The organism is Azospirillum sp. TSO35-2 (genome assembly GCF_003116095.1).
Taxonomy (GTDB): domain Bacteria; phylum Pseudomonadota; class Alphaproteobacteria; order Azospirillales; family Azospirillaceae; genus Azospirillum.
Genome location: NZ_LGRA01000021.1, coordinates 2,013,346 through 2,035,619, shown reverse-complemented (window position 1 = coordinate 2,035,619; position 22,274 = coordinate 2,013,346). Strand labels below are relative to the sequence as shown.

The window sequence follows — 22,274 nt, the reverse complement described above, 5'->3', positions numbered from 1 at the left end:
TTCAAGTTCACCGCCAAGCGCGCCACCTCGGTCGAGGAGATCACCAAGGCGATCTCCGACGCCGCCAACGGCGCGCTGAAGGGCGTGCTGGAGGCCTACACCGAGGATCTGGTGTCGACCGACTTCAACCACGACCCGCACAGCTCGATCTTCGCGCTGAACGAGACCAAGGTCATCGACGGCAACTTTGTCCGCATCATGACCTGGTACGACAACGAGTGGGGCTTCTCCAACCGCATGAGCGACACCGCCGTCGCCATGGCGAACGCCAAGTAAGCCTCGCGTCGACAAGAGAAAGGGCGCCTTCCCACGGGAAGGCGCCCTTTTTTGCTGTATGGGCTATTGTCGTACGGAGTGCGATTGCCCCGCGCCCCTTACGCCGCGCGCACCGTCGCCAGGAAGCTGCCGACCTGCGCGTTCAGCCCGGCGGCCTCGTCCGACAGCTTGCCCAGCGCCTGCACCAGTTCGCGCGCGGTGCGGCCGCTCTCGTCGGAGGCGGCGGTGACGCCGGAGATGCTGGACGACACCTCGCCGGTGCCGGCGGCGGCCTGCTGGACCGAGCGGGCGATCTCGGCGGTGGCGGCGTTCTGCTGCTCCACCGCGGCGGAGATGGCGGTGGCGATGCCGCTCAGCCGCTCGATCACCGTGGCGACGTTCTGGATTTCGGTCACCGCCTGACCGGTCACCGCCTGGATCGCGCTCATCTGGCCGCCGATCTCGTCGGTCGCCTTGGCGGTCTGGTTGGCGAGCTGCTTCACCTCGCTCGCCACCACGGCGAAGCCCTTGCCGGCCTCGCCCGCCCGCGCCGCCTCGATGGTGGCGTTCAGCGCCAGCAGGTTGGTCTGCCCGGCGATGCTGTTGATCAGCCCGACCACCGTCCCGATCTTCTCCACCGCGTCGGCGAGGCTGCCGATGCGGCCGTTCGCCTGCTGGGCCATGCCGACCGCCTCGGTGGCGACGCGGCTCGCTTCCGACACCTGCCGGCCGATCTCGACGATGGAGCCGGTGAGCTGCTGCGAGGCGGCGGCGACGGTCTGGACGTTGGCGGCGGTGCCGTCGCTGGCGCTGGCCACGACGCCGGCCAGATGGTTGGTCTGCTCCGCGGCCTGCGACATCGCCCGCACCTTCTGGCCGAGCGCGTCGGTGGTCGAGGCGACGGAGCGGATCATGCCGCCGACCGTGCCCTCGAAGCGGTCGGCCAGCTGGTCCATCGCACGCCGCTTGTCGGCCTCGGCCCGGCGGGCGGCTTCGCTCTGCTCGACCTCCAGCGCGCGGCGGGCCTCGGCGTTCTCCTTGAACACCTGGACCGCACGGCCCATCTCGCCCAGCTCGTCGCTGCGGTCGGTTTCGGGAACGGTGACCGACAGGTCGCCCTGCGACAGGCCGCGCATCACGTCCGACAGACGGCGGATGCGCCCGCTGATCGAGTTGCCGACCAGCGCGATCAGCACCACCACCGGCAGGGCCAGCCCGCCGACGATGGCCGCCATGGTCCACAGGCTGCGTTCGAAGCGGACGTCGAGATCGTCGATGTAGACGCCGGTGCCGATGGCGAGCTGCCACGGCTCGAACATCTTGACGTAGCTGAGCTTGGGCAGCGGGACCTCGGAATTCGCCTTCGGGTACATGTAGTCGATGAAGCCTTCACCCTGGGTGCGGGCGGTGTCGACCAGGGCACGGACGAAATACAGTCCGTTCGAATCCTTGCTGTCGCGCTGGTCCTTGCCGATGACATCGGGCCGGACCGGATGAATGACCGTCTGGTAGCTCATGTTCTGGACAAAGACATAGTCCTTGCCGTTGTAGAGCATGGTGTTGAGGTTGGCCTTGTAGCGTTCGAACGCCTCTTCGCGCGTCAGGCGCCCCGCCTTCACCTCGGCCTCGTAGCCGGCGGCAAGCCCATGCGCGGTCTGCACGATGGAGCGCAGGGTGTCCTTGCGATCCTCCAGCATGCTGCGCTTGTTGAGCCACAGGGACGAGCCCGCAAGGGCGACGGCAACGGCACCGGCGAGCGCCACCAGGGTCCACAGCTTTGCCCGCAGGGTCAGTTTCAGTCCGCTCATCACGCATCCCCCTTGTCGTTATGGGGATGATCTGAGCAAGGACGATGCCAAGTTCGTGTGCCGAACAAACGTCGCGTCGGCTTGACTGCATCCTGACGGCGGTGTTCCCAATCCGCCAGATCACTCCGGCCGCACGCGCAATTCGCATCGCAATTTGCGAATATATCAGCCGGCCTTCGCGTTCCTCACCCCGGCGGCGCGGCCCAGGCATTCGGCGATCCAGGCGGACAGGCTTTTGCCTTCCCGCTCGGCGCAGTCGGCGATGGCGCGATGCAGGATCGGGTTGATTCGGACCGACAGCCGGCCGGAATAGGGCTGCTCCCCCTCGCCCCCCATGTCGCAGGCGAGGTCGAGGTAATCGTCCACCGCACGGCGGAAGGAATCGCGCAGTTCGTCCACGGAGTGGCCCGAAAAGGTGATGCCGTCGTGTGTATTGATGACCTCGCCAACAAAGACCCCTGCCTCGTTGTCGAAGTCGATCTGGGCCTTGTAACCCTTGTATTCCATCATCGTGGCATTCCCGAGGGGCATCATTCCCATGAGACGGGCCGCGTGAGTTCACGGTGGGCCCGATGTGACTGACCATACTCCCGGACCGCCGTCGGGTGGTTTGACCTGCCTCAATTCTCTGGACCGGCCCGGCAACCGCGTGCGAATAGCCCGTATCCGGTCGCCGACCCACCCCCACCCTGTCCCTGCTCTCCTGCCCCCGCCGCGCACCACCATGCCCCGTCCCGACCCCGCCGCCCTCCGCCCGATCCGCGTCCGTGGCCTCGACGACACCCTCGCCGCGGCGGCGGCGGCCGACCGGCTGGGCGTCCCGCTGGTGCTGATGGCCGATTGGGCCGGTGGACCGCTGTGGCTGCTCGGCCTGCTGGATCGGGCACGGCGGGCGCATCCCGGGCTGGAGGCCACCGCGCTGATCGACTGCGGCGACCGTGCGGGCGAGGCGCAGGGGGCGCTGGCCGCCGGCGTGCCGCTTCTGCTGTTCACCGGACGGGCGGATGTGGCGGTCCGCCTCGCCGCCATCGCCACGGCGCGCGGCGCGGCGCTGCTGACACGATGCCCGCCGCCGCTTGACCTCGCCGCCCCCAGCCTCACCGAAAGTGGCGGGCGCCGGCGCCGCGATGCGCTGGAGGCCCTATGCCGTGACTGGCTGTCACGCCCCCAAGGTTAGACCCGGACTACCGCTTTTTCGTGCATCGACGCCGCGCGAAGGTGGTGTAGCCTAACCGAAGGATATTTTTGTGACACGCGCCTCCCTCTTTTGATGCCGGACGAGCCAACCATGAGCATCACCACTTTGAACACGCCGGAGCCGACGGGCGCGCAGGCTCCCCATTCGGGGCAGGCCGGCATCCATCCGGTGAGCCTGCTGCGCCGCGGCGAGCCCTGTCCGCTTCCGGGTCCGGAGAAGATGCGCGGGCTGCGGCTGGTCGCCGTCTGGGTGGCGCTGACGGCGGCGTCGTGGGCGGTGCTGGGTGGTGCCGGCTACGGCCTCTACGCGCTGGTGCAGTCCTTTATGCTGTAGCCCGTTCGGGTGTCGGCCACCCCCGCCGGCGCGGCCCCCCGCCGCAGGCCCTAGGCCGTTCAGGCGTGGCAAATGGCCGCTTTATGCCCCTCCCGCCGTTGCAAAGCGGCCGAATAAGGGCTAAGACGGCGCCATTTCCAAGAATGCCCCAGGGGAAGAGCCACAATGAAGCTCACGCGCCGCGTCAAAGACATTCTCGCCAACTACGAGAGCGACAATCCCGGCACCAAGGCGAACCTCGCCCGCATCCTGATGGAAGGCAAGCTCGGCGGCACCGGCAAGCTGGTGATCCTGCCGGTCGACCAGGGCTTCGAGCACGGCCCGGCCCGCAGCTTCGGCCCGAACGATGCCGGCTATGACCCGCATTACCACTACCAGCTGGCGATCGACGCCGGCTGCAACGCCTACGCCGCCCCCCTGGGCTCGCTGGAGGCCGGCGCCGGCACCTTCGCCGGTTCGATCCCGCTGATCCTGAAGATGAACAGCGCCAACAGCCTGTCCACCCAGAAGGAAGCGGCCGACCAGGCGGTGACCGCCTCGGTCCAGGACGCGCTGCGCATCGGCGCCTCGGCCATCGGCTTCACCATCTATCCCGGCTCCGACGCCATGTACTCCCAGTACGAGGAGTTCCGCGAGCTGTCGAAGGAGGCGAAGTCCTACGGCCTGGCCACCGTGCTGTGGTCCTACCCGCGCGGCGGCGCCGTCACCAAGGACGGCGAGCTGGCGATGGACGTGATCGGCTACGCCGCCCACATGGCCGCGCTGCTCGGCGCCCACATCATCAAGGTGAAGCTGCCGTCGGCCTTCCTGGAGCAGCCGGAAGCCAAGAAGGTCTACGAGTCGAAGCAGATCCCGATCGCCACCCAGGCCGAGCGTGTGAAGCACATCATGCAGTGCGCCTTCAACGGCCGCCGCATCGTCGTCTTCTCCGGCGGCGCCACCAAGGGCGAGGACGCGGTGTTCGAGGACGCCCGCGCCATCCGTGACGGCGGCGGCAACGGCTCGATCATCGGCCGCAACGCCTTCCAGCGCCCGCGCGAGGATGCGCTGAAGCTGCTCGACCGGATCATGAAGATCTACCAGGGCCGGGAGTAACACTTGGCCAAGGGAAAGCCGTCCCAGGCGGAAACGCCCGCCTGCCGACTGTACCTCGTGACGCCGCCGGCCCTGGTGCCGGCGGCGTTCGCGCCGCTTCTGGCGGAGGCCCTGGATGCCGGTGACGTCGCCTGCGTCCAGTTGCGTCTGAAAGACTGTTCCGACGACGAGATCCGCCGGGCCTGCGACGCGCTGCGTCCGATCGCCCAGGAGCGCGACGTCGCCTTCATCCTGAACGACCACCCGCGTCTGGCGCGCGAAATGGGCTGCGACGGGGTCCATATCGGGCAGACCGACACCCCCTACCGCGACGCCCGCAAGATCGTCGGGACCGACCTGATCGTCGGCGTCACCTGCCACGACAGCCGCCATCTCGCCATGATCGCCGGCGAGGAGGGGGCGGACTATGTCGCCTTCGGCGCCTTCTTCCCCACCGCCACCAAGACGACCGAGCATCACGCCGAGCCCGAGCTTCTGCGCTGGTGGTCGGAGCTGATGGAGGTCCCCTGCGTGGCGATCGGCGGCATCACCGCCGACAACTGCGCGCCGCTGGTCACCGCCGGCGCCGATTTCCTCGCCGTGGTCAACGCGGTCTGGGGCCATGCGCAAGGCCCGGGTGCCGGGGTCAGGGCACTGAACGCCGCCATCGCCGCCGCCACCACCGACGGCACGGCCGGCTGAGGCTGCGGCCGGCCGCGCCCTTCTCCACGCGGGACGCTTTTCCACCATGGATCTTCTGACGCCCGAGTCGCTGGGCCTTCTGTTCCTTCTCGGCGCCGTGGCCGGTTTCGTCGATTCGATCGCCGGCGGCGGCGGTCTGCTGACCATCCCGGGGCTGCTGGCCGCCGGGATTTCGCCGGCCGAGGCGCTGGCGACCAACAAGCTGCAGTCCAGCTTCGGCTCGCTGTCCGCCACGGTGAAGTTCGTCCGCCGCGGCGAGGTCCATCCCGGCGCGATGCGGACGATGATCGCCTGCACCTTCGTCGGCGCCGCGACCGGCGCCATCCTGGTGCAGATGCTCGATTCCAGCTTCATGCGCGACGTCATCCCGATCCTGCTGATCGGCATCGCCATCTACCTGCTGCTGTCGCCCAAGGCCGGCGAACTCGACGCCCACCAGCGCATCGGCGAGCACGCCTTCGCGCTCAGCGTCGGCACCGGGATCGGCTTCTACGACGGCTTCTTCGGACCGGGCACCGGCACCTTCTTTGCCATCGCCTTCGTCTCGCTGCTCGGCCACAACCTGCGCAAGGCGACCGCCCACACCAAGGTTCTGAACCTCACCAGCAACCTGGCCTCGCTGCTGTTCTTCATCGCCGGCGGCCATGTGCTGTGGATCGTCGGGCTGCTGATGGGGGTCGGCCAGTTCATCGGCGCCCAGGCCGGCGCCCACATGGTCATCCGCAACGGCGCCCGCGTGGTGCGGCCGATGCTGGTGGTCGCCTCCGTCGTCATCACCGCGAAGCTGGTGTGGAGCGACGACCAGAACATCCTGCGCCACATGTACAGCGCGCTGGCGTCCTGGATCGGCTGACCGGGCCGCCCTCCCCCTCCCCCTCTCCCTTCCCCGTCACACCGCCGCGGCCATCGGTCGCGGCGTTTTCGGCTTACCCCTCACGGCGCGCCGCATCCCCCTGCGGTGACGCCGCATTTCCGATTCCCGCTGCGCATGTCCGCCGGCACATTGCTCCGGCAGCCAACAAAAAGTGGCACCCGGCCCTTTACGTAAGCGTCAGTTCGTGTATCATTGCGTCAATAACACAATTGGGGGAAGGAACTATGTCTCCGTCGACGCTTAAGACGCACCTGCTGACCGCCGCCGCCGCCATTGCGGTGACCGCGCCGCTCGCGACCGCCACACCCGCGCTGGCCGCCGGTTTTGCGTTGAAGGAGCAGAGCGTGTCCGGCCAGGGCACCGCCTACGCCGGTGTCACCGCCGGCGGCAACGGCGACGCCAGCGCCATGTTCTACAACCCGGCGACCATGGGGCTGGTCACCGGGACGGAAGTGGTGCAGACCGCCACCGGCGTCCTCGTGAAGTCGAAGGTCGACAGCGCGCGCGCCACCCGCGCCGCGCGGCTGGGCGGCACGGCGATCAGCGGCAACGCCTCGCCCGGCGACATCGCCCAGGACGCCATCGTGCCGGCCGGCTATTTCGTCTATTCGATCAACGACGACCTGAAGGTCGGCCTGTCGGCCAACGGCCCCTGGGGCCTGGTCACCGACTATGGTGACAACTGGATCGGCCGCTACCACGGCATCCGGTCCGATCTGCGCACCTACAACTTCACCCCGACCGTGTCCTATCGGATCAACCCGATGATCACGCTGGGCGGCGGCGTCCAGGTCCAATACGCCAAGGCCAAGCTGTCGCAGGCGTCGGACTTCGGCGCCAGCCGGCTCGGCCGGCCGGGATCGCTGGACGTGAAGAGCGACGTCAACGGCGACGACTGGGGCTTCGGCTTCACGCTGGGCGCCCTGATCGAGCCGGTGAAGGGCACGCGCGTCGGCCTCGCCTACCGTTCCGCGATCAAGCACCGGCTGACCGGCAGCATCTCCTTCACCGGCCTGCCGGCGCCGCTGGCCGGCGCCCTGCCGGGCCAGAGCGCCAGCGCCGACCTGACGACGCCGGACATCGCCTCCATCGGCCTGTACCACGAGGTCACCGACCGCTGGGCGGTGATGGCCGACGTGCAGTGGACCAACTGGTCGCGCTTCCATGAACTGCGGGTCAGCATCGCCAACCCGGCGCTCACCTCGGTGACCGAAGAGCACTGGAAGGACACCTGGTATTACGCGCTCGGCACCTCCTACAAGGTGACCGACAAGCTGACCCTGCGCGGCGGCGTGGCCTTCGACAAGGGCTCGGTCGACGTCGATTACCGCACGCCGCGCATCCCGGAGCAGAACCGCTACTGGCTGTCGGCCGGTGCCGGCTATCAGATGACCGACAGCCTCCGGATCGACGCCGCCTATTCGCACGTCTTCGTCCCGAAGACCTCGGTGGCGCTGACCGACAATCTGACCGGCGTCGGGGCCGGCCGCGGCAATCTGAACGTCGACTACAAGAGCAGCATCGACCTGATCGGCCTGCAGGCCAGAATGACGTTCTGAACGGACAGCCCTTTCCCGCTCCCGACCGAAAGCCCCTCTCCCTCCCGGGAGAGGGGCTTTCGGCATTTCTCAACGTGGACGTCCCCTCAAACGCCCGCGACCGGCAGCCACAGCACCTGGTCGATGCTCTCGGCGCCGCTGCACAGCATCGCCAGCCGGTCGAAGCCCATGGCGATGCCGCTGCTCTGCGGCATGCCATGCTCCAGCGCGGCAAGGAAATCCTCGTCCACCGGGAAACGCTCGCCGTAGAGCCGTTCCTTCAACGCCATGTCGGCCTCGAATCGGGCGCGCTGCACCGCCGGATCGGTCAACTCGCCGAAGGCGTTCGCCAGTTCCAGGCCGCAGGCGTACAGCTCGAATCGCTCGGCCAGCCGCGGATCCTCCGGCTTGGGGCGTGACAGCGCCGCCATGCACAGGGGATAGTCGGTCAGCACGCAGGGCACGCCGTCGCCCAGATGCGGCTCGATCCGGTCGAACATGATGCGGAAGACGATGTCCTCCCAGCGGTCGCCCGCGTGCGGCGCCACGCCGATCCGCGCCGCCTCGGCCGCCAGCGCCGTCGGGTCGGGGTCGTGGCTGCCGTCATAGGTCGCCATCAGGTCGATCCCGGCATACTCGGTGAAGGCGTCCGGCACCGTCAGCACCCGCCACACCGCGAAGGGGTCGCAGGTCATGCCGCGGAAGGTGAAGCTGCGCCGCCCGCCCGCCTCGGCGCCGGCGCGCAGCAGTTCCTGGCAATCCTCGATCAGGCGGCGGTAGCCCTCGCCGGCGCGGTACCATTCCAGCATCGAGAATTCCGGCGCGTGGGTGCCCGACCGCTCGCCGTTGCGGTAGACGTGCGCCAGCTGCCACAGCCGCGGCACGCCGGCCACCAGCAGCTTCTTCATGGCGAATTCGGGGCTGGTGTGCAGGTAGAGCCGGCGGCGGTCGTCGGGGTGCGGTCCCTGCAGATCGGTGGCGAAAGCCTGGAGATGCGGTTCCATCCCCGGCGACACCTGGAGCGCCGGCGTGTCGACCTCGACGAAGGCGTGTTCGTCGAACACGCGGCGCACCGCGTTCAGCACCCGGCCGCGCGCCGCCAGATGGGGACGGCGGCGGGCCAGCGCCTCGGGATGCCAGGGGGGAAGGTCGGTGGACGGCATGATGTGCGCTCTTGGCAAGGACGATCGACGGAGGGGTGCGGCCGGCATCAGAGCACCGGCGGCCCCTGTTCTCAAGCCGGCTCGTCACTCCCGAGCCTTATCAGACCGCCGCGCCGGTGGTAGGATGGCGGCGACGGCGCCCGAACCACGCGCCGGCCCCGGCGATGCGGTGGATGGAACATGGAACAGGGTGCCGGATTCTGTTTCACCGCGTTTCAAACGTTCCATTCGGCGCCCGATTGGTCGCCAATCGCCCGTTTCGGCGGCGATAGCCGTTCCGCGTCGTTGCCTATGGCCGGTCAAGCTGATAGGGTCCGCGCCGCCCGCATCTTGGAATTCACGAGTACGCCATGAAGGTCAATGCCAATACGATGCGCCCCGGCCATGTGCTGGAGCACAACGGAAAGCTCTGGGTCATCACCAAAACCGCCATCGTGCAGCCTGGCAAGGGCGGCGCCTTCATCCAGCTTGAGATGAAGGACGTTCGCACCGGCACCAAGTCGATCGAGCGGTTCCGCACCCAGGAGACCGTCGAGCGCGCTCGCCTGGACGAGCATGAGATGACCTTCCTGTTTGCCGAGGGTGACAGCTTCACCTTCATGGACAAGGAAAGCTTCGAGCAGGTCAGCATTCCGCGCGACATCATCGGCGATCCGGCGGTGTTCCTGCAGGACGGCATGGAAGTCACCGTGCAGAGCCACGAGGGCAGCCCGCTTGGCGTCGAGATCCCCGGCAAGGTCACGCTGCTGATCACCGAATCCGACCCGGTGGTGAAGGGCCAGACGGCTTCCTCCTCCTACAAGCCGGCGAAGCTGGAAAACGGCGTGTCGATCCTGGTTCCGCCGCACATCGAGGCCGGGACCCGCGTCGTCGTCGACACCGCCAGCGGCGAGTATGTCGAGCGCGCGAAGGACTGATCCTTCCTCAAGGTCCGTCCTGCTGCCACCGGCCTTCGCACTCCGCGGAGGCCGGTGTATTCTTTTCTGAGTTCCCGCACGAAACGGTACACCCACACCCATGGCCACCCGCTCCGCTCTCATCAACGTCATGGTCCGCGCCGCCGAGAAGGCGGCCCGGGGTCTGGTTCGCGACTTCGGCGAGGTCGAACACCTCCAGGTGTCGCGCAAGGGGCCGTCGGACTTCGTGTCCGCCGCCGATCTGAAGGCCGAACGCATCCTGCGCGACGAACTGCAGAAGGCGCGGCCCGAGTTCGGCTTCCTGATGGAGGAGAGCGGCGCGTCCAAGGGCAGCGACGCCGACACGCGCTGGATCGTCGACCCGCTCGACGGCACCACCAACTTCCTGCACGGGCTGCCGCACTGGGCGATCTCCATCGGGCTGGAGCGCAGCGGCGAGATCGTCGCCGGCGTGATCTACGAGCCGATCGGCGACCAGATGTTCTGGGCGGAAAAGGGCGCCGGCGCCTTCGTCAACCACACCCGCCTGCGCGTGTCCGAGCGCCGCAAGCTGGAGGATTGCGTGCTGGCCACCGGCATCCCCTTCAAGGGCCGCGGCGACCACGCCGGCTTCCTGAAGGAGCAGGAGGCGGTGATGAAGGAGGTCGCGGGCATCCGCCGATTCGGCGCCGCCTCGCTCGACCTCGCCTACACCGCCGCCGGCCGCTTCGACGGCTATTGGGAACGCGGCCTGTCGCCGTGGGACTGCGCCGCCGGCGTGCTGCTGGTGACGGAGGCCGGCGGCTTCGTCGGCGAGATCGACGGCGGCCGCAACCCGGTCTTCACCGGCTCGGTGCTGGCCACCAACAGCCACCTGCAGGTCCCGGTCGCCCGCCTGCTGAAAAGCGCCAAGGCGTAACCATTCCTCGCTCCCGAGGCGGGAAATGGGGGAGAAGGAGAGTCGCCGCCAAGGCGGTTGTGGCTGGAGCGATCGATAGGCTATGGTTTGCGGGGCAAGGGTTTGAGTGGACGTATCGCTTTGAACCGCAAGGGACACGCCGACCGGACGCACCGTACCGGTGCCATCGCCGCCGCGCTGTGCGCGGTGTGCGCGCTGGTGCCGGCCGCACCCGCGCTGGCCGCGGCGCCGGCCAACGCGCCGGTCGCGGTGACCGTCACGCCGGCCAACGCCCTGTCCCTGGAAAACGCCGTCCCCCTGGCCGTCCCGCCGCGCCCGGCGCTGCGCACGCCGCCGGCGGTCAAGGCGCCGCCCCGCCTCGTCCTGCCGCAACCGCTGGAAGCGCCGCCCACGCCCGATCTGGTGGAGGGCCCGGCCCAGCCGGCGCCCCGCTCCACCGCTCGGGGCGACAAGCCGTCCACGGCCCAACCACAGGCGCAGCCACCCGCTCCGCCGGCACCGGCCGTGGCGACCGCCCCGGCCACCCAACCGGCCGCGCCGCCCGCCGCACAGCAGCCCCCGGCCGCCCGGATGGACACCGCGGCGCTGCCGCCTCCCCCGGATGCGGCACCTCCATCGGCTGATCTCACCCCTTCGAGCGTTTTGAGCCTTGTGTTCCCGGCCGACGCCACCAATCTGCCCGATACGGCGGACGCCACGGTCGATCGGATCGTCCAGCGGCTGCGCGCCAGTGACACGGCGCGCCTGCAACTGCGGTCCTACGCCAGCGGCACCACGGACACGGCGCGTGAAGCGCGGCAATTGTCGCTCGCCCGCGCGCTGGCCTTGCGTGAACGGCTGAGCGCCTTCGGGATCCGCAGCACCCGCGTCGATGTCCGCGCGCTCGGCATCGACGCCGGCAACGCCAACCCGGGCAGCGCGGCAGCCGATCGCATCGATGTCATTTTCCTGAACGAATAGCGCCTCACGACACCTGACCGCTTCCCCGACGGCCTCCCCGAAATCCTCACCGGACATTCCATGAGCGCCATCGCCCCGACCCGACCGCTGGAGGTCTCCGCTCCCATGACACGCCCCGAGCGGTTTTTGACCCGGATGATCCTGTTCCTGGTGGTGGTCGTCGCGGTTGCGGGCTTGCTGTTCCCGGCGCTGCGCGCCGCCTTCCTGAACAACGCGCCGCTGAACAGCGTCATCCTCGCCACGCTGCTGGCCGGTGTCGCCTTCATCTTCCGCCAGGTGTTGATGCTGCGCCCCGAAGTGGCGTGGCTGGAGCAGTACCAGAGCGGCGCCCTGCCCGAATCGCTGGTGGAGCCGGTGCTGCTGGCGCCGATGGCCCGCATGCTGGGCGAGCGGCGCGGCCGGCTGACGCTGTCGGCGCTGTCGATGCGCTCGCTGCTCGACGGCATCGCCTCCCGGCTCGACGAATCGCGGGAGCTGTCGCGCTACCTGATCGGGTTGCTGATCTTCCTCGGCCTGCTCGGCACCTTCTGGGGCCTGCTGCACACGGTGCAGTCGGTGGGCGGGGTCATCGGCGGCCTGTCGGTGCAGGGCGGCGACGTCGGCGCCATGTTCAACCGCCTGCAACAGGGGCTGGAAGCGCCGCTGGTCGGCATGGGCACCGCCTTCAGCTCCTCGCTGTTCGGTCTGGCCGGGTCGCTGGTGCTGGGCTTCCTCGAACTCCAGGCCAGTCAGGCGCACAACCGCTTCTTCATGGACTTGGAGGACTGGCTGTCCAGCGCCACCCGCCTGTCCAGCGCCGCCGCCGGCGGGCTGGAGTCGGGCGACCACGCCGCGTCGGCCTACCTGACCGCCCTCCTGGAGCAGACCGCGGAGAACCTCGACTCGCTGCAACGCACCGTCGCGACCGCCGAGGAGGGCCGCCGCGCCGCCAACACCAACCTGATGGCGCTGACCGAGCGGCTGTCGAGCCTGACCGACCACATGCGGGCCGAACAGCAGTTGCTGCTGCGGCTGGGCGAGAGCCAGCTCGAGGTGAAGGGGCTGCTCGAACGGCTGGCGGACAACGCCGGCGGCGGCTTCGACGACGCCTCGCGCCAGCATCTGCGCAACATGGACATCTACCTCGCCCGCATCGTCGAGGAATCCTCCAACGGCCGCGTCCAGGCGGTGCACGAGATCCGCAGCGAGATCAAGCTGCTGGCCCGCACCATCGCCGCGCTGGCCGAAGAGGCCGACCAACAGCAGCGCTGACGCCTTAACAGCCGGCACGGTGCCGGAACGGAGACCGCATGGCCAGCATCAGCCGCCGCAACGGGCATCGCGACGCCAACGCCTGGCCAGGCTGGGTCGACGCGCTGTCGTCGCTGGTGATGGTGGTCATCTTCCTGCTGATGGTCTTCGTGGTCGCGCAGTTCTACCTCGCCACCGCGCTGACCGGGCGCGACGAACAGCTGGTCACGCTGAACCGCAAGATCGCCGAGATGAACGACCTGCTGGCGATGGAGCGCGAGGCGAACGCCGACCTGCGCGTCAACATCACCCAGCTGTCGACCGAGTTGCAGACCTCCGTCGCCACCCGCGACGACATGACCCTGAAGCTGAGCCAGGTGCAGGACGACCGTGACCGCACCGCCCGCACGCTGGAGGAACTGCAGCGCAACCTGCGCGTCGACCGCGAGAGCCTGGAACTGAAGCTCAAGGAGATCCTCAGCCTCCAGAACGACATCAAGGCGTTGCGCGAGGCCCGGCAGAAGCTGGAGGGCGAACTGGCCGCCGCCGCCGCCGCCGCCAAACTGACCGAGCAGCAGCGCCAAGCCCTGACCGCGGACCTTGGTGCCGCCCGCGACCGCGCCAAGACGCTCGAATCGCAACTCGCCGACACGCAGGCCGCGGCCACGCTGACCGAACAGCAGCGCCAAGCCCTGCTGGCCGAACTCGGGACCACCCGCGACCGCTCCAAGGCGTTGGTGGCGGAACTGGCCGACGCCAACGAAAAGACCATGCTGGCGCAGAAGGAGATCGACCGGCGCGACATCCGCATCAAGGATCTGCTGGCCTCGCTGGCCGGCGAGCAGGCGGAGGGCGGGAAGAGCAAGCAGCAGGTCGACCTGCTGAACCAGCAGCTCCTGGCCCTGCGCGACCAACTCGCCCGCATCGGCGCGGCGCTGGACGCCTCGGAGAAGGCGTCATCGGAACAGAAGGTGCAGATCGCCGAATTGGGCGCCCGGCTGAACCAGGCGCTGGCCGCCAAGGTGCAGGATCTGGCGCGCTACCGGTCGGAGTTCTTCGGCCGGGTGCGCGAGGCGCTGGGCAACCGCCCCGATGTGCGGATCGTCGGCGACCGCTTCGTCTTCCAGTCCGAACTGCTGTTCCCGTCCGGCTCCGCCACGCTGGAGGAGGCCGGCAAGCAGCGGCTGGCCGACCTCGCCCGCACGCTGATCGAGATCGGCAAGGTGATTCCGCCCGACATCAACTGGGTCCTGCGGGTCGATGGCCACACCGACGTCCGGCCGGTGCGCTTCCAGTTCGCCTCCAACTGGGAGCTATCGTCGAGCCGCGCACTGTCGGTGGTCAAGTACCTGATCGACCAGGGCATTCCGCCGGAACGGCTCGCCGCCGCCGCCTTCGGCGAGTTCCAGCCGCTGGATCCCGGCACCTCGGACGAGGCGCTGGCCCGCAACCGCCGGATCGAGATCAAGCTCGACCAGCGCTGAGATACCAACGGCAAGATCGGGCCGGCGGCGGGCAGCCTATTTCGCCGCCTTGGCCGCCCGGTATTCCTTGGGATCGACCGCCGGGAAGACGGCACCGCGCTCCTTCATCACCCGCATGATCTCGATCAGCTTGGCGCGGCGCTCGGGGCTGCCGCCCTTGTTGTTCAGTTCGAACTCGATCGAATAGGCGGGGCTCATGCCGTTGGGCGTGTGGAATTCCGCCGCGGCTCCGCGTTGCAACAACCACAGGGTCAGGTCGAGGTCGCCCATGTCGATGCTGCGCAGCAGCAGGGTGTAGCCGACGCTGTCCTTCACATCGACCGGCACCCCGCGCTGGACCAGCAGTTCCAGACAACCGGGAGCGTTGCGGCGGGCCGATTCGAACAGCAGATGCTGCTGCGTCCGCTCGGCCAGCCGATCCACCGGCTTCAGGTCGAGCAGCAGGGCCAACTGCTTGGGATCGTTGCGGGTGATGGCGAACAGCAGCGGCATGCCCATGTCGCCCGCCTCCCTCTCCGGGTCCGCCCCCAGCGCCACCAGGATGCGCACCGCCGGCTCGTTGTCGACCGCCAGCGCATAGTGCAGCGGGCTGAAGCCGGTCGGGCTGCCCGGCGGCACCGCCCCCCGTGCGTTGGGATCGCCGCCCGCCGCCATCGCCTGCTTCGCCCGCGCCAGATCGCCGGCCAACGCCGCGTCGACCAGCGCCCGCGTGGCGGCGTCGGTGAAGTAATGCGCGGTCGGCTTCACCGACACCTCGGTCGGCTTGCCCTGCTGGAAGAAGGCCATGGTGGTCGCCCGTGGGTTGGGGAACGCCGGAGCGGCGGGCGCCGTCCCGGTCAGAGAGACGAAAAGGCCGGCCGCTGCCAACGCGGCGACGGCAAGGCCACAGCGATGCACGGTCATCCGGCCGCCGGGCGTTTCCGGTTCACGCAGGCGTCCAGCTTTTTCTGGTCCGCCTCCTTCTGCGCTTCCATCGACGCGATGACCTCGTCCATGCCATGGAGATAGGTCGAGTAGGATTCGTTCTCGTCGAAGGACGCGCCGGCCTTTGCCGCCGCCGCCCGGTCGAAGGCGCCCTCATGGGCGAGGTAATAGGCCTTGTCGTGCACCGGCTCCAGGTCGCGCTTGATGCCGACCGCCTTGGGCGCGACGTAGCTCGCCATGCCGGTTTCCTGGGTCTTGGTCAGCACCTCGCCCTTCAGTCGGATGGCCCGGATCATGGCGGGGTCGGCCGCCGCCCCGTTCTCGGCGAACTTCGCCACCGTGGCGCTGTTCAGGCCGGCCGAGTTGTAGGTCGACGTCGGCAGGCCGTTGGCCCCGCCGCTGCCGCCCTGCGCCGCGCTGGCCAAGCCACCGCCCAGCGAATGGCCGACGAACTGCAGGCTGCCGCCGCTCTTGCGGGCCGCCGCGCCGATTTCCACCGCGCGCCTGTAATAGGGTTCGTTCGGTGTCGTCTGGCCGTCGGGCACGAAGCCGGGATCGCTGTTGATGCCCTGCATCATGTTGTTTTCCCAGTCCTCCATCGCCGGGGTCGAGCCACGGAAGGCGACGATGCCCTTGGGATCGGGCGGATCGGGCGGCGCCCACACCGCCGGATCCTTCATGTAGAGGCCGGCGCGGAAGCTGGTGCCCTTCGGCTGCAGCATGTCGGGCGTGATGCCCATCTCCGCGTAATCCTCCTCCGTCGGCTTCAGGAAGCCGGGGGGCGGGTTGTCGCGCAGCTCCGGCGGGGCGTCGGGATCGTTGGCGGTGTAGACATGGCGGGCGCAGCGCATGTTCTCCACCTCGTCCATGTCCTGGCGCAGGCGGACCGCCTCGGTGGCGCAGGACGGGCAGGAGACGATGGCCTTGTCGATCAGCTCGCGTCGCTGCCGCCGGGACTCGGCCTTGCGGCTGGCCATGCAGGGCTGGCAGTCGGCCACCGGCTGGCCGGCGAACTCGCCCAGCAGCGAGCGCCGCGCGCCGTCGTAGGCCTGCTTCGCCTCCTCCGGGTTGTCGCGCGCCGCCTGGGCACGGCGTGCCAGCGCCTCATGCTGGCTGACCGCCTTGCCACGCGCGATGCGGCGCACCGGCTGCGACCACCCAACCTCGGTCAGGCTGAAACCGTCGGACATTCCCCGTCCCCCTCCCCTACCGCTTGCCCCAGGGTGCCATCTGCCAGAAGGTCGCGCCCAGCGCCCGGTCCGCCGCCTCGGCGTCGTTCGGCGCGCCCAGTCTGGCGCTGACCCATTCGTTCATCATATGGACGCGCCGTATCTCCGGCAGGCTGCTGCGCAGCACGCGCGACAGGTGGGCCGACTGCGCGTCGAAGCCGAAGTTCATCCACCACGCCGCCATGGCGTAGGAGGCGATGCCGATCTCGGTCTTCAGGTTGCGGGCGCGGGCCTGGGCGATGCCCTCCGCAACGAAGGCGAGCCGATCGTCCTCGTCCCATTCCATGAAGCCGGGCAGCCCGCGCAGGAAGGAGCGGTGCAGCTTGTGCGAAAACAGCGCCTCGGCAACGTCCGTCTTCTGGTCCTGCCGGATGATCATGCGCGCACGCCCCTCACGCCCGATTGTTCACAGGCTGAAGCGTAGCACGGCCGCGACGGAAGCGGGAGGCTTCAGCCCTTCCACTCCTCGCGCAGCACGGCGTAGAGCACATGGTCGCGCCACGACCCGTCGATGCGCAGATAGCCGCGGGCGTAGCCCTCATGGGTGAAGCCGACCTTTTCCAGCAGGCCGCGGCTGGGATCGTTGGTCGGCAGGCAGGCCGCCTCGATCCGGTGCAGGCCAAGCTGGCCGAAGGCGAAGTCAAGCACCAGCCGGGTGCCGCCCGAGACGTAGCCGCGCCGGGCGTAGGCCTCGCCGGCCCAATAGCCCAGCGTCCCCATCTGCGCCACGCCGCGCCGGATGTTGGTCAGGCCGAGCCCGCCGACCATCCGGTCGGTGGCGCGGTCGAAGATCAGGAAGCTGTAGCCCTGGTCGTCGCGCCATTCCTGCGCCTGCCGCCGCAACCGGCGCCCGAAGGCGGTCCGGGTCAGCGCGTCGGACGGCCAGGTCGGTTCCCACGGCGTCAGGAAGGCGCGTGAGGCGGCGCGCAGGTCGGCCCACTCGCGCCAGTCGCGCGGCAGCGGCGGCCGGATGTAGCAATGCGGCCCGTCGAGCCGCATCGCCGGCGGGCTGATGAGGCCGCTGCCGAGGAGGCGGATCATCACGACGCCCCCACACAGAAGCGCTGATTCCGCCTGCCCCCCGAGGGGAGGATTGGGGTGAGAGGGTTCTCCCTGCCGGACGATCCACGCAATGCGTCCCCCTCATCCCGACCCTCTCCCCGCTTTCGGCGGACCGAAGGTCCGCCTGCCGCGTCAGCGCAAACTCCGTTCGCGCTGACGTGGGGGGGAAAGGAGGAAGGACGCAGGGAAGGATAGGCAGCCACAATCGTCATCGTCAGGCGAGACGCTCCGCGATGCGGTCGTAGCTTTCCAGCCGGGCGATCGGACCCAGCGCGGCGACGGTCGGGGCGCTGGCGCGCAGACGGCTGGCGGCCTTGATGACCGACGAGCGGTCGACGGCGTCGATCTTCGAGACGATCTCCTCGACCGGGATCGGGCGGTCGTAGATCAGCATCTGCTGGCCCAGCTGCTCGCAGCGCGACATGGTGCTTTCCAGCGCCATCAGCGTGCCGGCCTTCAACTGGGCGCGGGCGCGGGCGACCTCGTCCTCGGTGACGTCGGCGCCGACCTTGGCGATCTCGTCGCAGACGACGGGGACCAGTTCCGCCACCTCGTCCTCGCCGGTGCCGGCGTAGACGCCGAACAGACCGCCGTCGTGGTAGCCACCGGTGAAGGTGTAGATCGAATAGACCAGCCCGCGCTTCTCCCGCACCTCCTGGAACAGGCGGGACGACATGCCGCCGCCCAGCAGGGTCGACAGCACGGAATGGGCGTAGAAGTCCGGGTCGTGCACCCCGACCCCGTCGAAGCCGAGCACCAGGTGCATCTGCTCCAGGTCGCGGTCCTCGCGGAAATCGCCGCCGGCGTAGCGCGCCGCCTCCGGCTTGGGCGGGGCGTGGCTGGGCAGGTTGCCGAACGCCTTCAGCGCCAGATCGACCAGCCGGTCATGCTCGATCCGGCCGGCGGCGCTCAGCACCATCCCCGGCGCGCCGTAATGGCCGCCGATGTAGTCGACCAGCGCCTCGCGCGGCAGCGCGCCGACGATCTCGGCCGAGCCGAGCACCGGACGGCCCAGCGCCTGGGACGGATAGGCGGTCGCCTGGAAATGGTCGAAGATGATGTCGTCGGGGGTGTCGGCGCTCTGGCCGATCTCCTGCAGCACCACCGTGCGCTCGCGCACCAGCTCGTCGGCGTCGAGCAGCGAGTGCTGGAGCATGTCGGCGAGGAGGTCGAGCGCCAGCGCCGAGTCCTCGTGCAGGACCTTGGCGTAGTAGGCGGTCTGCTCACGGGTGGTGTAGGCGTTCAGTTGCCCGCCGACATTCTCGATCTCCTCGGAGATGCGGAAGGCGGAGCGGCGGCTGGTGCCCTTGAACAGCATGTGTTCGACGAGATGGGCGACGCCGTTGACGCTCGCCGCCTCGTTTCGGGTCCCCACCCCGACCCAGCAGCCCAGCGAGACGGACTGCACATCGGGCATGGTGTCGGTCGCGACGCGCAGCCCGTTGGGCAGTGTCGTCACACGGATGGAACTCATGCGGCCTCCTGGGCGGCGCGGGCGCGCGCGGTGACGAAGTCCTGAACCGCCTTCAGATCGTTCGGCAGGTCGGACAGGCGCTCCTCGCGCACATAAAGATCGGACAGGCGCGGCGGCAGGTCCGGCCGGCGGCCGGTCGCCTTTTCCACCGCGTCGGGGAACTTGGCGGGATGGGCGGTGGCGAGCACCACCATCGCCGCGGTCGGATCGACCCGGCCGGCCGCGGCGGCGGCACGGGCGGCGCCGACGCCGACCGCGGTGTGCGGGTCGAGCAGATAGAGGCTGTCCTTCCACACCCGGGCGACGGTCGCCATGGTGCCCGCCTCGTCGATGCGGTGGCCGGAGAAGATCGCCAGCGCCTTGGCCAGCTGGGCCTCGGTCACCGCGAACTTGCCCTCGGCGCGGAAGCGGTTCAGCGCGGCCGTCACGGCGTCGCCGTCGCGGTCGAGCAGGTCGAACAGCAGCCGTTCGAAGTTGGAGGAGATCTGGATGTCCATGCTGGGAGACAAGGTAGGCACGACGGGCGCCGCGACCATGCTCCCACTGGCGAAAAAGCGCGCCAGGATGTCGTTGCTGTTCGACCCCACCACCAGCGTCTCGACCGGCAGCCCCATGGCGCGGGCGCCGTAGGCGGCGTAGACGTTGCCGAAATTGCCGGTCGGCACGGTGAAGGCGACCTTGCGGTCCGGCGCGCCCAGCGCCACGGCGGCGGTGAAGTAGTAGACGATCTGGGCCATGATGCGGGCCCAGTTGATCGAGTTGACCGCCGACAGCCCCATCCTGTCGCGGAAAGCGGTGTCGTTGAACATCGCCTTCACCAGGTCCTGGCAATCGTCAAAGGTGCCGTCCAGCGCGATGTTGTGGACGTTGGACGACAGGACGCTGGTCATCTGGCGGCGCTGCACCTCCGACGTGCGGCCCTTCGGGTGCAGGATGAAGATGTCGACGTTCTGGCGGTCGCGGCAGGCCTCGATCGCGGCGGAGCCGGTGTCGCCGGAGGTCGCGCCGACGATGGTCACCCGCTCGCCGCGCTTGGTCAGCACATGGTCGAACAGGCGGCCGAGCAGTTGCAGCGCCACGTCCTTGAAGGCGAGCGTGGGCCCATGGAACAGCTCCAGCACCCAGGTTGTCGGGTCGATCTGCACCAGCGGGGTCACCGCGGCGTGGTCGAAGCTGGCGTAGGTGTCCTGGACGATGGCGCGGAACTCGTCCTCGGCGATGGCGCCGCCCAGGAAGGGCAGCATCACCCGGACGGCGATCTCGCTGTAGGGCAGACCGCGCATCGCGCGGATGTCGTCGGCGGTGAATTGCGGCCAAGTCTCCGGCACATACAACCCACCGTCACGGGCCAGCCCGGCCAGGAGAACGTCTTCAAAACCCAGGACCGGGGCCGCGCCCCGCGTGCTGACGTACCGCACCGTTTCAACTCCGTCCGATGAAGTGGGCATAGTTAGCGAGGTGCCCGCCCGCACGCAAGCGGTGCGGGACGCACGGCGCATATTCCGTCCGGTTGGGGCGCCCGGTGGCTCTGGCCCGGTGGCTCCGGATGGAACGTTTGGAACACCGTGAAACAGGTTTCCGGGGGGTGTTCCAGTGTTCCACTCGGGCTTGGGGCGGTCCGGGACGGTTGGGGCGTTCTGGAGTTGGGGGCAAGATCTCCACGGATGTCACGGATTTGAACACGGATTGCACGGATGTCGTTTGGCATCGCTCAGGACGACCCGCCAGCCCCGCCCTTGCAAGACAATAATAAAAATCCGTGTCATCCGTGTCTAAATTCGTGACATCCGTGTCAACATTGCCCAACGCCTCGTATACTTCGGGAAAACGAGCGCCGCCCCGCCATGAGCATTACGCCGCCTCTTCGACATCCTCGCCAGAGCCACGCCGGCGCACCAGGGAAGCCGCACGTTCCAACACCTCCGGGCCGGCGCCGGGGCGGTGGGCGTTCTCGGCGATGTGGCGGCGGTAGGCGCGGGCGCCGGGCAGGCCCTGGAACAGACCGAGCATGTGACGGGTGATCGAGGACAGCGGCGTGCCGCGGGCCATGCGCGCCTCGATGTAGGGCAGCATGGCCGCGATCACCGCGTGACGGTCGGGACCGGGGGCGCCACCCATCAGGCGGCGGTCGGCGTCGGCCAGGATGTAGGGCGTCTCGTAGGCGGCGCGGCCGATCATCACGCTGTCGAGCTTGGTCAGATGCGCCTCCGCCTCGTCCAGCGTCCTGATGCCGCCGTTGATGGCGATGGTCAGTTGCGGGTGCTCCGCCTTCAGCCGGTGGACGAGGTCGTAGCGCAGCGGCGGCACGTCCCGGTTCTCCTTGGGGCTGAGGCCCTTCAGCCACGCCTTGCGGGCGTGCACGATGAAATGGCTGCAGCCGGCGGCCGAGACGGTGCGGATGAAGTGGTCGAGCGTCGGCCACTCCTCCATCTCGTCGATGGCGATGCGCGACTTGACGGTGACCGGGATCGACACCGCATCGCGCATTGCGCCGACCAGCCGGGCCACCAGATCGGGCTCCGCCATCAGGCAGGCGCCGAAACGGCCGGACTGCACGCGGTCGCTGGGGCAGCCGACGTTGAGGTTGACCTCGTCATAGCCCCATTCTTCGGCGATGCGGGCGCAGGCGGCGAGGTCGGCCGGGTCGGAGCCGCCGAGCTGAAGCGCCACCGGATGCTCCGCCACGTCGAACCCCAGCAGCCGCTCGCGGTCGCCGTGCAGCACGGCGCCGGTCGTCACCATCTCGGTGTAGAGCAGCGTCGAGCGCGACAGCAGACGGTGGAAGTACCGGCAATGCCGGTCGGTCCAGTCCATCATCGGGGCGACGCTGAGGGGAATGGCGGGGGTGGCGACGGTCATGGCGGTCGGACCTGCTGTGGCCGGGACGGTCATCGTGTTCAACGCTGTGTGGGGCGGTGCGGGTCGGCAACCACCAAACACCCGCATCGGCAAACGCAAAAGGCCCGGCTTGTTCAGCCGGGCCCTTGAAGCGTGTCGCGCACTCTGGAGAGAGTGGCGTCCCCGACGGGAGTCGAACCCGTGTCGCCGCCGTGAAAGGGCGGTGTCCTAGGCCTCTAGACGACGGGGACGTCGTTCGCGGTGACGCGCTTTCTAAAGATCGGGGCCGGGGAGCGCAAGCGCTTTTTTGCAC

Annotated in this window: 21 protein-coding genes, 1 tRNA gene and 1 pseudogene; 12 read left to right on the top strand and 11 right to left on the bottom strand. The window is 69.0% G+C overall.

Going from position 1 to position 22,274, the window contains the following annotated elements; translation table 11 throughout:
- Positions 1-276, top strand: a pseudogene (locus tag TSO352_RS25275) (glyceraldehyde-3-phosphate dehydrogenase); the annotation flags it as partial.
- 98 nt (positions 277-374) lie between these two features.
- Here the strand turns inward: TSO352_RS25275 and TSO352_RS25270 are convergent.
- Both TSO352_RS25270 and TSO352_RS25265 read right to left on the bottom strand, forming a co-directional pair.
- Entirely contained in the window at positions 375-2,063 is a 1,689-nt protein-coding gene (locus TSO352_RS25270; protein ID WP_109109887.1) for a cache domain-containing protein, read from the bottom strand.
- Positions 2,064-2,228: 165 nt separating this feature from the next.
- Entirely contained in the window at positions 2,229-2,573 is a 345-nt protein-coding gene (locus tag TSO352_RS25265; RefSeq protein WP_109109886.1) for a type II toxin-antitoxin system HicB family antitoxin, read from the bottom strand.
- 214 nt (positions 2,574-2,787) lie between these two features.
- Between TSO352_RS25265 and TSO352_RS25260 the strand changes: the two genes are divergently transcribed.
- The 6 genes from TSO352_RS25260 to TSO352_RS25235 all read left to right on the top strand — a co-directional run bounded on the left by TSO352_RS25260 (position 2,788) and on the right by TSO352_RS25235 (position 7,803).
- Positions 2,788-3,240, top strand: coding sequence for a hypothetical protein (locus TSO352_RS25260; protein ID WP_109109885.1), 453 nt, complete (start codon positions 2,788-2,790; stop codon positions 3,238-3,240).
- Positions 3,241-3,351: 111 nt separating this feature from the next.
- The gene (locus TSO352_RS25255) at positions 3,352-3,594 is read left to right on the top strand and encodes a hypothetical protein (protein WP_247872424.1); all 243 of its coding nucleotides are present in this window, start codon (positions 3,352-3,354) and stop codon (positions 3,592-3,594) included.
- Positions 3,595-3,759: 165 nt separating this feature from the next.
- A complete protein-coding gene (locus tag TSO352_RS25250) occupies positions 3,760-4,689 on the top strand; it encodes a class I fructose-bisphosphate aldolase (RefSeq protein WP_109109883.1) in 930 nt (309 codons plus the stop codon).
- A 3-nt stretch (positions 4,690-4,692) separates the two neighbouring features.
- On the top strand, positions 4,693-5,370 hold the full coding sequence (gene thiE / locus TSO352_RS25245) for a thiamine phosphate synthase (RefSeq protein ID WP_109109882.1): 678 nt from the start codon (positions 4,693-4,695) through the stop codon (positions 5,368-5,370).
- 46 nt (positions 5,371-5,416) lie between these two features.
- The gene (locus TSO352_RS25240) at positions 5,417-6,223 is read left to right on the top strand and encodes a TSUP family transporter (RefSeq protein WP_109109881.1); all 807 of its coding nucleotides are present in this window, start codon (positions 5,417-5,419) and stop codon (positions 6,221-6,223) included.
- 245 nt (positions 6,224-6,468) lie between these two features.
- Positions 6,469-7,803 carry an outer membrane protein transport protein gene (locus TSO352_RS25235; protein WP_109109880.1) on the top strand — a complete coding sequence of 445 codons (1,335 nt, stop codon included), beginning with the start codon at positions 6,469-6,471 and terminating at the stop codon, positions 7,801-7,803.
- An 86-nt stretch (positions 7,804-7,889) separates the two neighbouring features.
- On the opposite strand, the gene epmA is transcribed toward TSO352_RS25235, so the two are convergent.
- Positions 7,890-8,945, bottom strand: a complete 1,056-nt coding sequence (epmA, locus tag TSO352_RS25230; RefSeq protein WP_109109879.1) for an EF-P lysine aminoacylase EpmA — start codon at positions 8,943-8,945, stop codon at positions 7,890-7,892.
- 350 nt (positions 8,946-9,295) lie between these two features.
- On the opposite strand from epmA, the gene efp reads away from it, so the two are divergent.
- From efp to TSO352_RS25205, 5 genes are all read left to right on the top strand, one after another.
- Positions 9,296-9,862 (top strand): elongation factor P, encoded by a 567-nt coding sequence (gene efp / locus TSO352_RS25225; protein WP_109109878.1) that lies wholly within the window; start codon positions 9,296-9,298, stop codon positions 9,860-9,862.
- Between the two features lie 100 nt (positions 9,863-9,962).
- Positions 9,963-10,760 carry an inositol monophosphatase family protein gene (locus tag TSO352_RS25220; protein ID WP_109109877.1) on the top strand — a complete coding sequence of 266 codons (798 nt, stop codon included), beginning with the start codon at positions 9,963-9,965 and terminating at the stop codon, positions 10,758-10,760.
- A gap of 120 nt (positions 10,761-10,880) precedes the next feature.
- Positions 10,881-11,720, top strand: coding sequence for an OmpA family protein (locus tag TSO352_RS25215; protein ID WP_109109876.1), 840 nt, complete (start codon positions 10,881-10,883; stop codon positions 11,718-11,720).
- 60 nt (positions 11,721-11,780) lie between these two features.
- Complete coding sequence (locus TSO352_RS25210) at positions 11,781-12,971, top strand: flagellar motor protein MotA (protein ID WP_109109875.1); 1,191 nt, start codon at positions 11,781-11,783, stop codon at positions 12,969-12,971.
- A 38-nt stretch (positions 12,972-13,009) separates the two neighbouring features.
- Positions 13,010-14,434: a peptidoglycan -binding protein gene (locus TSO352_RS25205; RefSeq protein WP_109109874.1), complete on the top strand. Its 1,425-nt coding sequence runs from the start codon at positions 13,010-13,012 to the stop codon at positions 14,432-14,434.
- Positions 14,435-14,470: 36 nt separating this feature from the next.
- Here TSO352_RS25205 and TSO352_RS25200 read toward each other — a convergent pair whose 3' ends face one another.
- The 8 genes from TSO352_RS25200 to TSO352_RS25160 form a co-directional block, all read right to left on the bottom strand.
- Positions 14,471-15,337, bottom strand: a complete 867-nt coding sequence (locus TSO352_RS25200) for an ankyrin repeat domain-containing protein (protein WP_109109873.1) — start codon at positions 15,335-15,337, stop codon at positions 14,471-14,473.
- The gene (locus TSO352_RS25195) at positions 15,334-16,548 is read right to left on the bottom strand and encodes a hypothetical protein (RefSeq protein ID WP_109109872.1); all 1,215 of its coding nucleotides are present in this window, start codon (positions 16,546-16,548) and stop codon (positions 15,334-15,336) included. The genes TSO352_RS25200 and TSO352_RS25195 overlap by 4 nt, the downstream gene beginning before the upstream one ends.
- Positions 16,549-16,564: 16 nt before the next feature.
- Positions 16,565-16,966 carry a hypothetical protein gene (locus tag TSO352_RS25190; protein ID WP_109109871.1) on the bottom strand — a complete coding sequence of 134 codons (402 nt, stop codon included), beginning with the start codon at positions 16,964-16,966 and terminating at the stop codon, positions 16,565-16,567.
- A 71-nt stretch (positions 16,967-17,037) separates the two neighbouring features.
- The gene (locus tag TSO352_RS25185) at positions 17,038-17,628 is read right to left on the bottom strand and encodes a GNAT family protein (protein ID WP_109109870.1); all 591 of its coding nucleotides are present in this window, start codon (positions 17,626-17,628) and stop codon (positions 17,038-17,040) included.
- A 235-nt stretch (positions 17,629-17,863) separates the two neighbouring features.
- Positions 17,864-19,123 carry a pitrilysin family protein gene (locus TSO352_RS25180; protein ID WP_109109869.1) on the bottom strand — a complete coding sequence of 420 codons (1,260 nt, stop codon included), beginning with the start codon at positions 19,121-19,123 and terminating at the stop codon, positions 17,864-17,866.
- A complete protein-coding gene (gene thrC, locus TSO352_RS25175) occupies positions 19,120-20,541 on the bottom strand; it encodes a threonine synthase (RefSeq protein WP_109109868.1) in 1,422 nt (473 codons plus the stop codon). The genes TSO352_RS25180 and thrC overlap by 4 nt, the downstream gene beginning before the upstream one ends.
- 433 nt (positions 20,542-20,974) lie before the next feature.
- Positions 20,975-21,982, bottom strand: coding sequence for a tRNA dihydrouridine(20/20a) synthase DusA (gene dusA / locus TSO352_RS25165; RefSeq protein ID WP_109109866.1), 1,008 nt, complete (start codon positions 21,980-21,982; stop codon positions 20,975-20,977).
- Positions 21,983-22,136: 154 nt separating this feature from the next.
- Positions 22,137-22,212, bottom strand: a tRNA-Glu gene (locus tag TSO352_RS25160).
- Positions 22,213-22,274: the final 62 nt, after the last annotated feature.

Coding starts and splice junctions, on each gene's coding strand:
- TSO352_RS25240 (WP_109109881.1), top strand. CDS start 5,417: ATGGATCTTCTGACGCCCGAGTCGCTGGGCCTTCTGTTCCTTCTCGGC.
- TSO352_RS25190 (WP_109109871.1), bottom strand. CDS start 16,966: ATGATCATCCGGCAGGACCAGAAGACGGACGTTGCCGAGGCGCTGTTT.
- TSO352_RS25255 (WP_247872424.1), top strand. CDS start 3,352: ATGAGCATCACCACTTTGAACACGCCGGAGCCGACGGGCGCGCAGGCT.
- TSO352_RS25185 (WP_109109870.1), bottom strand. CDS start 17,628: ATGATCCGCCTCCTCGGCAGCGGCCTCATCAGCCCGCCGGCGATGCGG.
- TSO352_RS25200 (WP_109109873.1), bottom strand. CDS start 15,337: ATGACCGTGCATCGCTGTGGCCTTGCCGTCGCCGCGTTGGCAGCGGCC.
- TSO352_RS25235 (WP_109109880.1), top strand. CDS start 6,469: ATGTCTCCGTCGACGCTTAAGACGCACCTGCTGACCGCCGCCGCCGCC.
- TSO352_RS25260 (WP_109109885.1), top strand. CDS start 2,788: ATGCCCCGTCCCGACCCCGCCGCCCTCCGCCCGATCCGCGTCCGTGGC.
- efp (WP_109109878.1), top strand. CDS start 9,296: ATGAAGGTCAATGCCAATACGATGCGCCCCGGCCATGTGCTGGAGCAC.
- TSO352_RS25210 (WP_109109875.1), top strand. CDS start 11,781: ATGAGCGCCATCGCCCCGACCCGACCGCTGGAGGTCTCCGCTCCCATG.
- TSO352_RS25180 (WP_109109869.1), bottom strand. CDS start 19,123: ATGAGTTCCATCCGTGTGACGACACTGCCCAACGGGCTGCGCGTCGCG.
- TSO352_RS25195 (WP_109109872.1), bottom strand. CDS start 16,548: ATGTCCGACGGTTTCAGCCTGACCGAGGTTGGGTGGTCGCAGCCGGTG.
- TSO352_RS25220 (WP_109109877.1), top strand. CDS start 9,963: ATGGCCACCCGCTCCGCTCTCATCAACGTCATGGTCCGCGCCGCCGAG.
- epmA (WP_109109879.1), bottom strand. CDS start 8,945: ATGCCGTCCACCGACCTTCCCCCCTGGCATCCCGAGGCGCTGGCCCGC.
- TSO352_RS25250 (WP_109109883.1), top strand. CDS start 3,760: ATGAAGCTCACGCGCCGCGTCAAAGACATTCTCGCCAACTACGAGAGC.
- TSO352_RS25270 (WP_109109887.1), bottom strand. CDS start 2,063: ATGAGCGGACTGAAACTGACCCTGCGGGCAAAGCTGTGGACCCTGGTG.
- TSO352_RS25205 (WP_109109874.1), top strand. CDS start 13,010: ATGGCCAGCATCAGCCGCCGCAACGGGCATCGCGACGCCAACGCCTGG.
- TSO352_RS25265 (WP_109109886.1), bottom strand. CDS start 2,573: ATGATGGAATACAAGGGTTACAAGGCCCAGATCGACTTCGACAACGAG.
- dusA (WP_109109866.1), bottom strand. CDS start 21,982: ATGACCGTCGCCACCCCCGCCATTCCCCTCAGCGTCGCCCCGATGATG.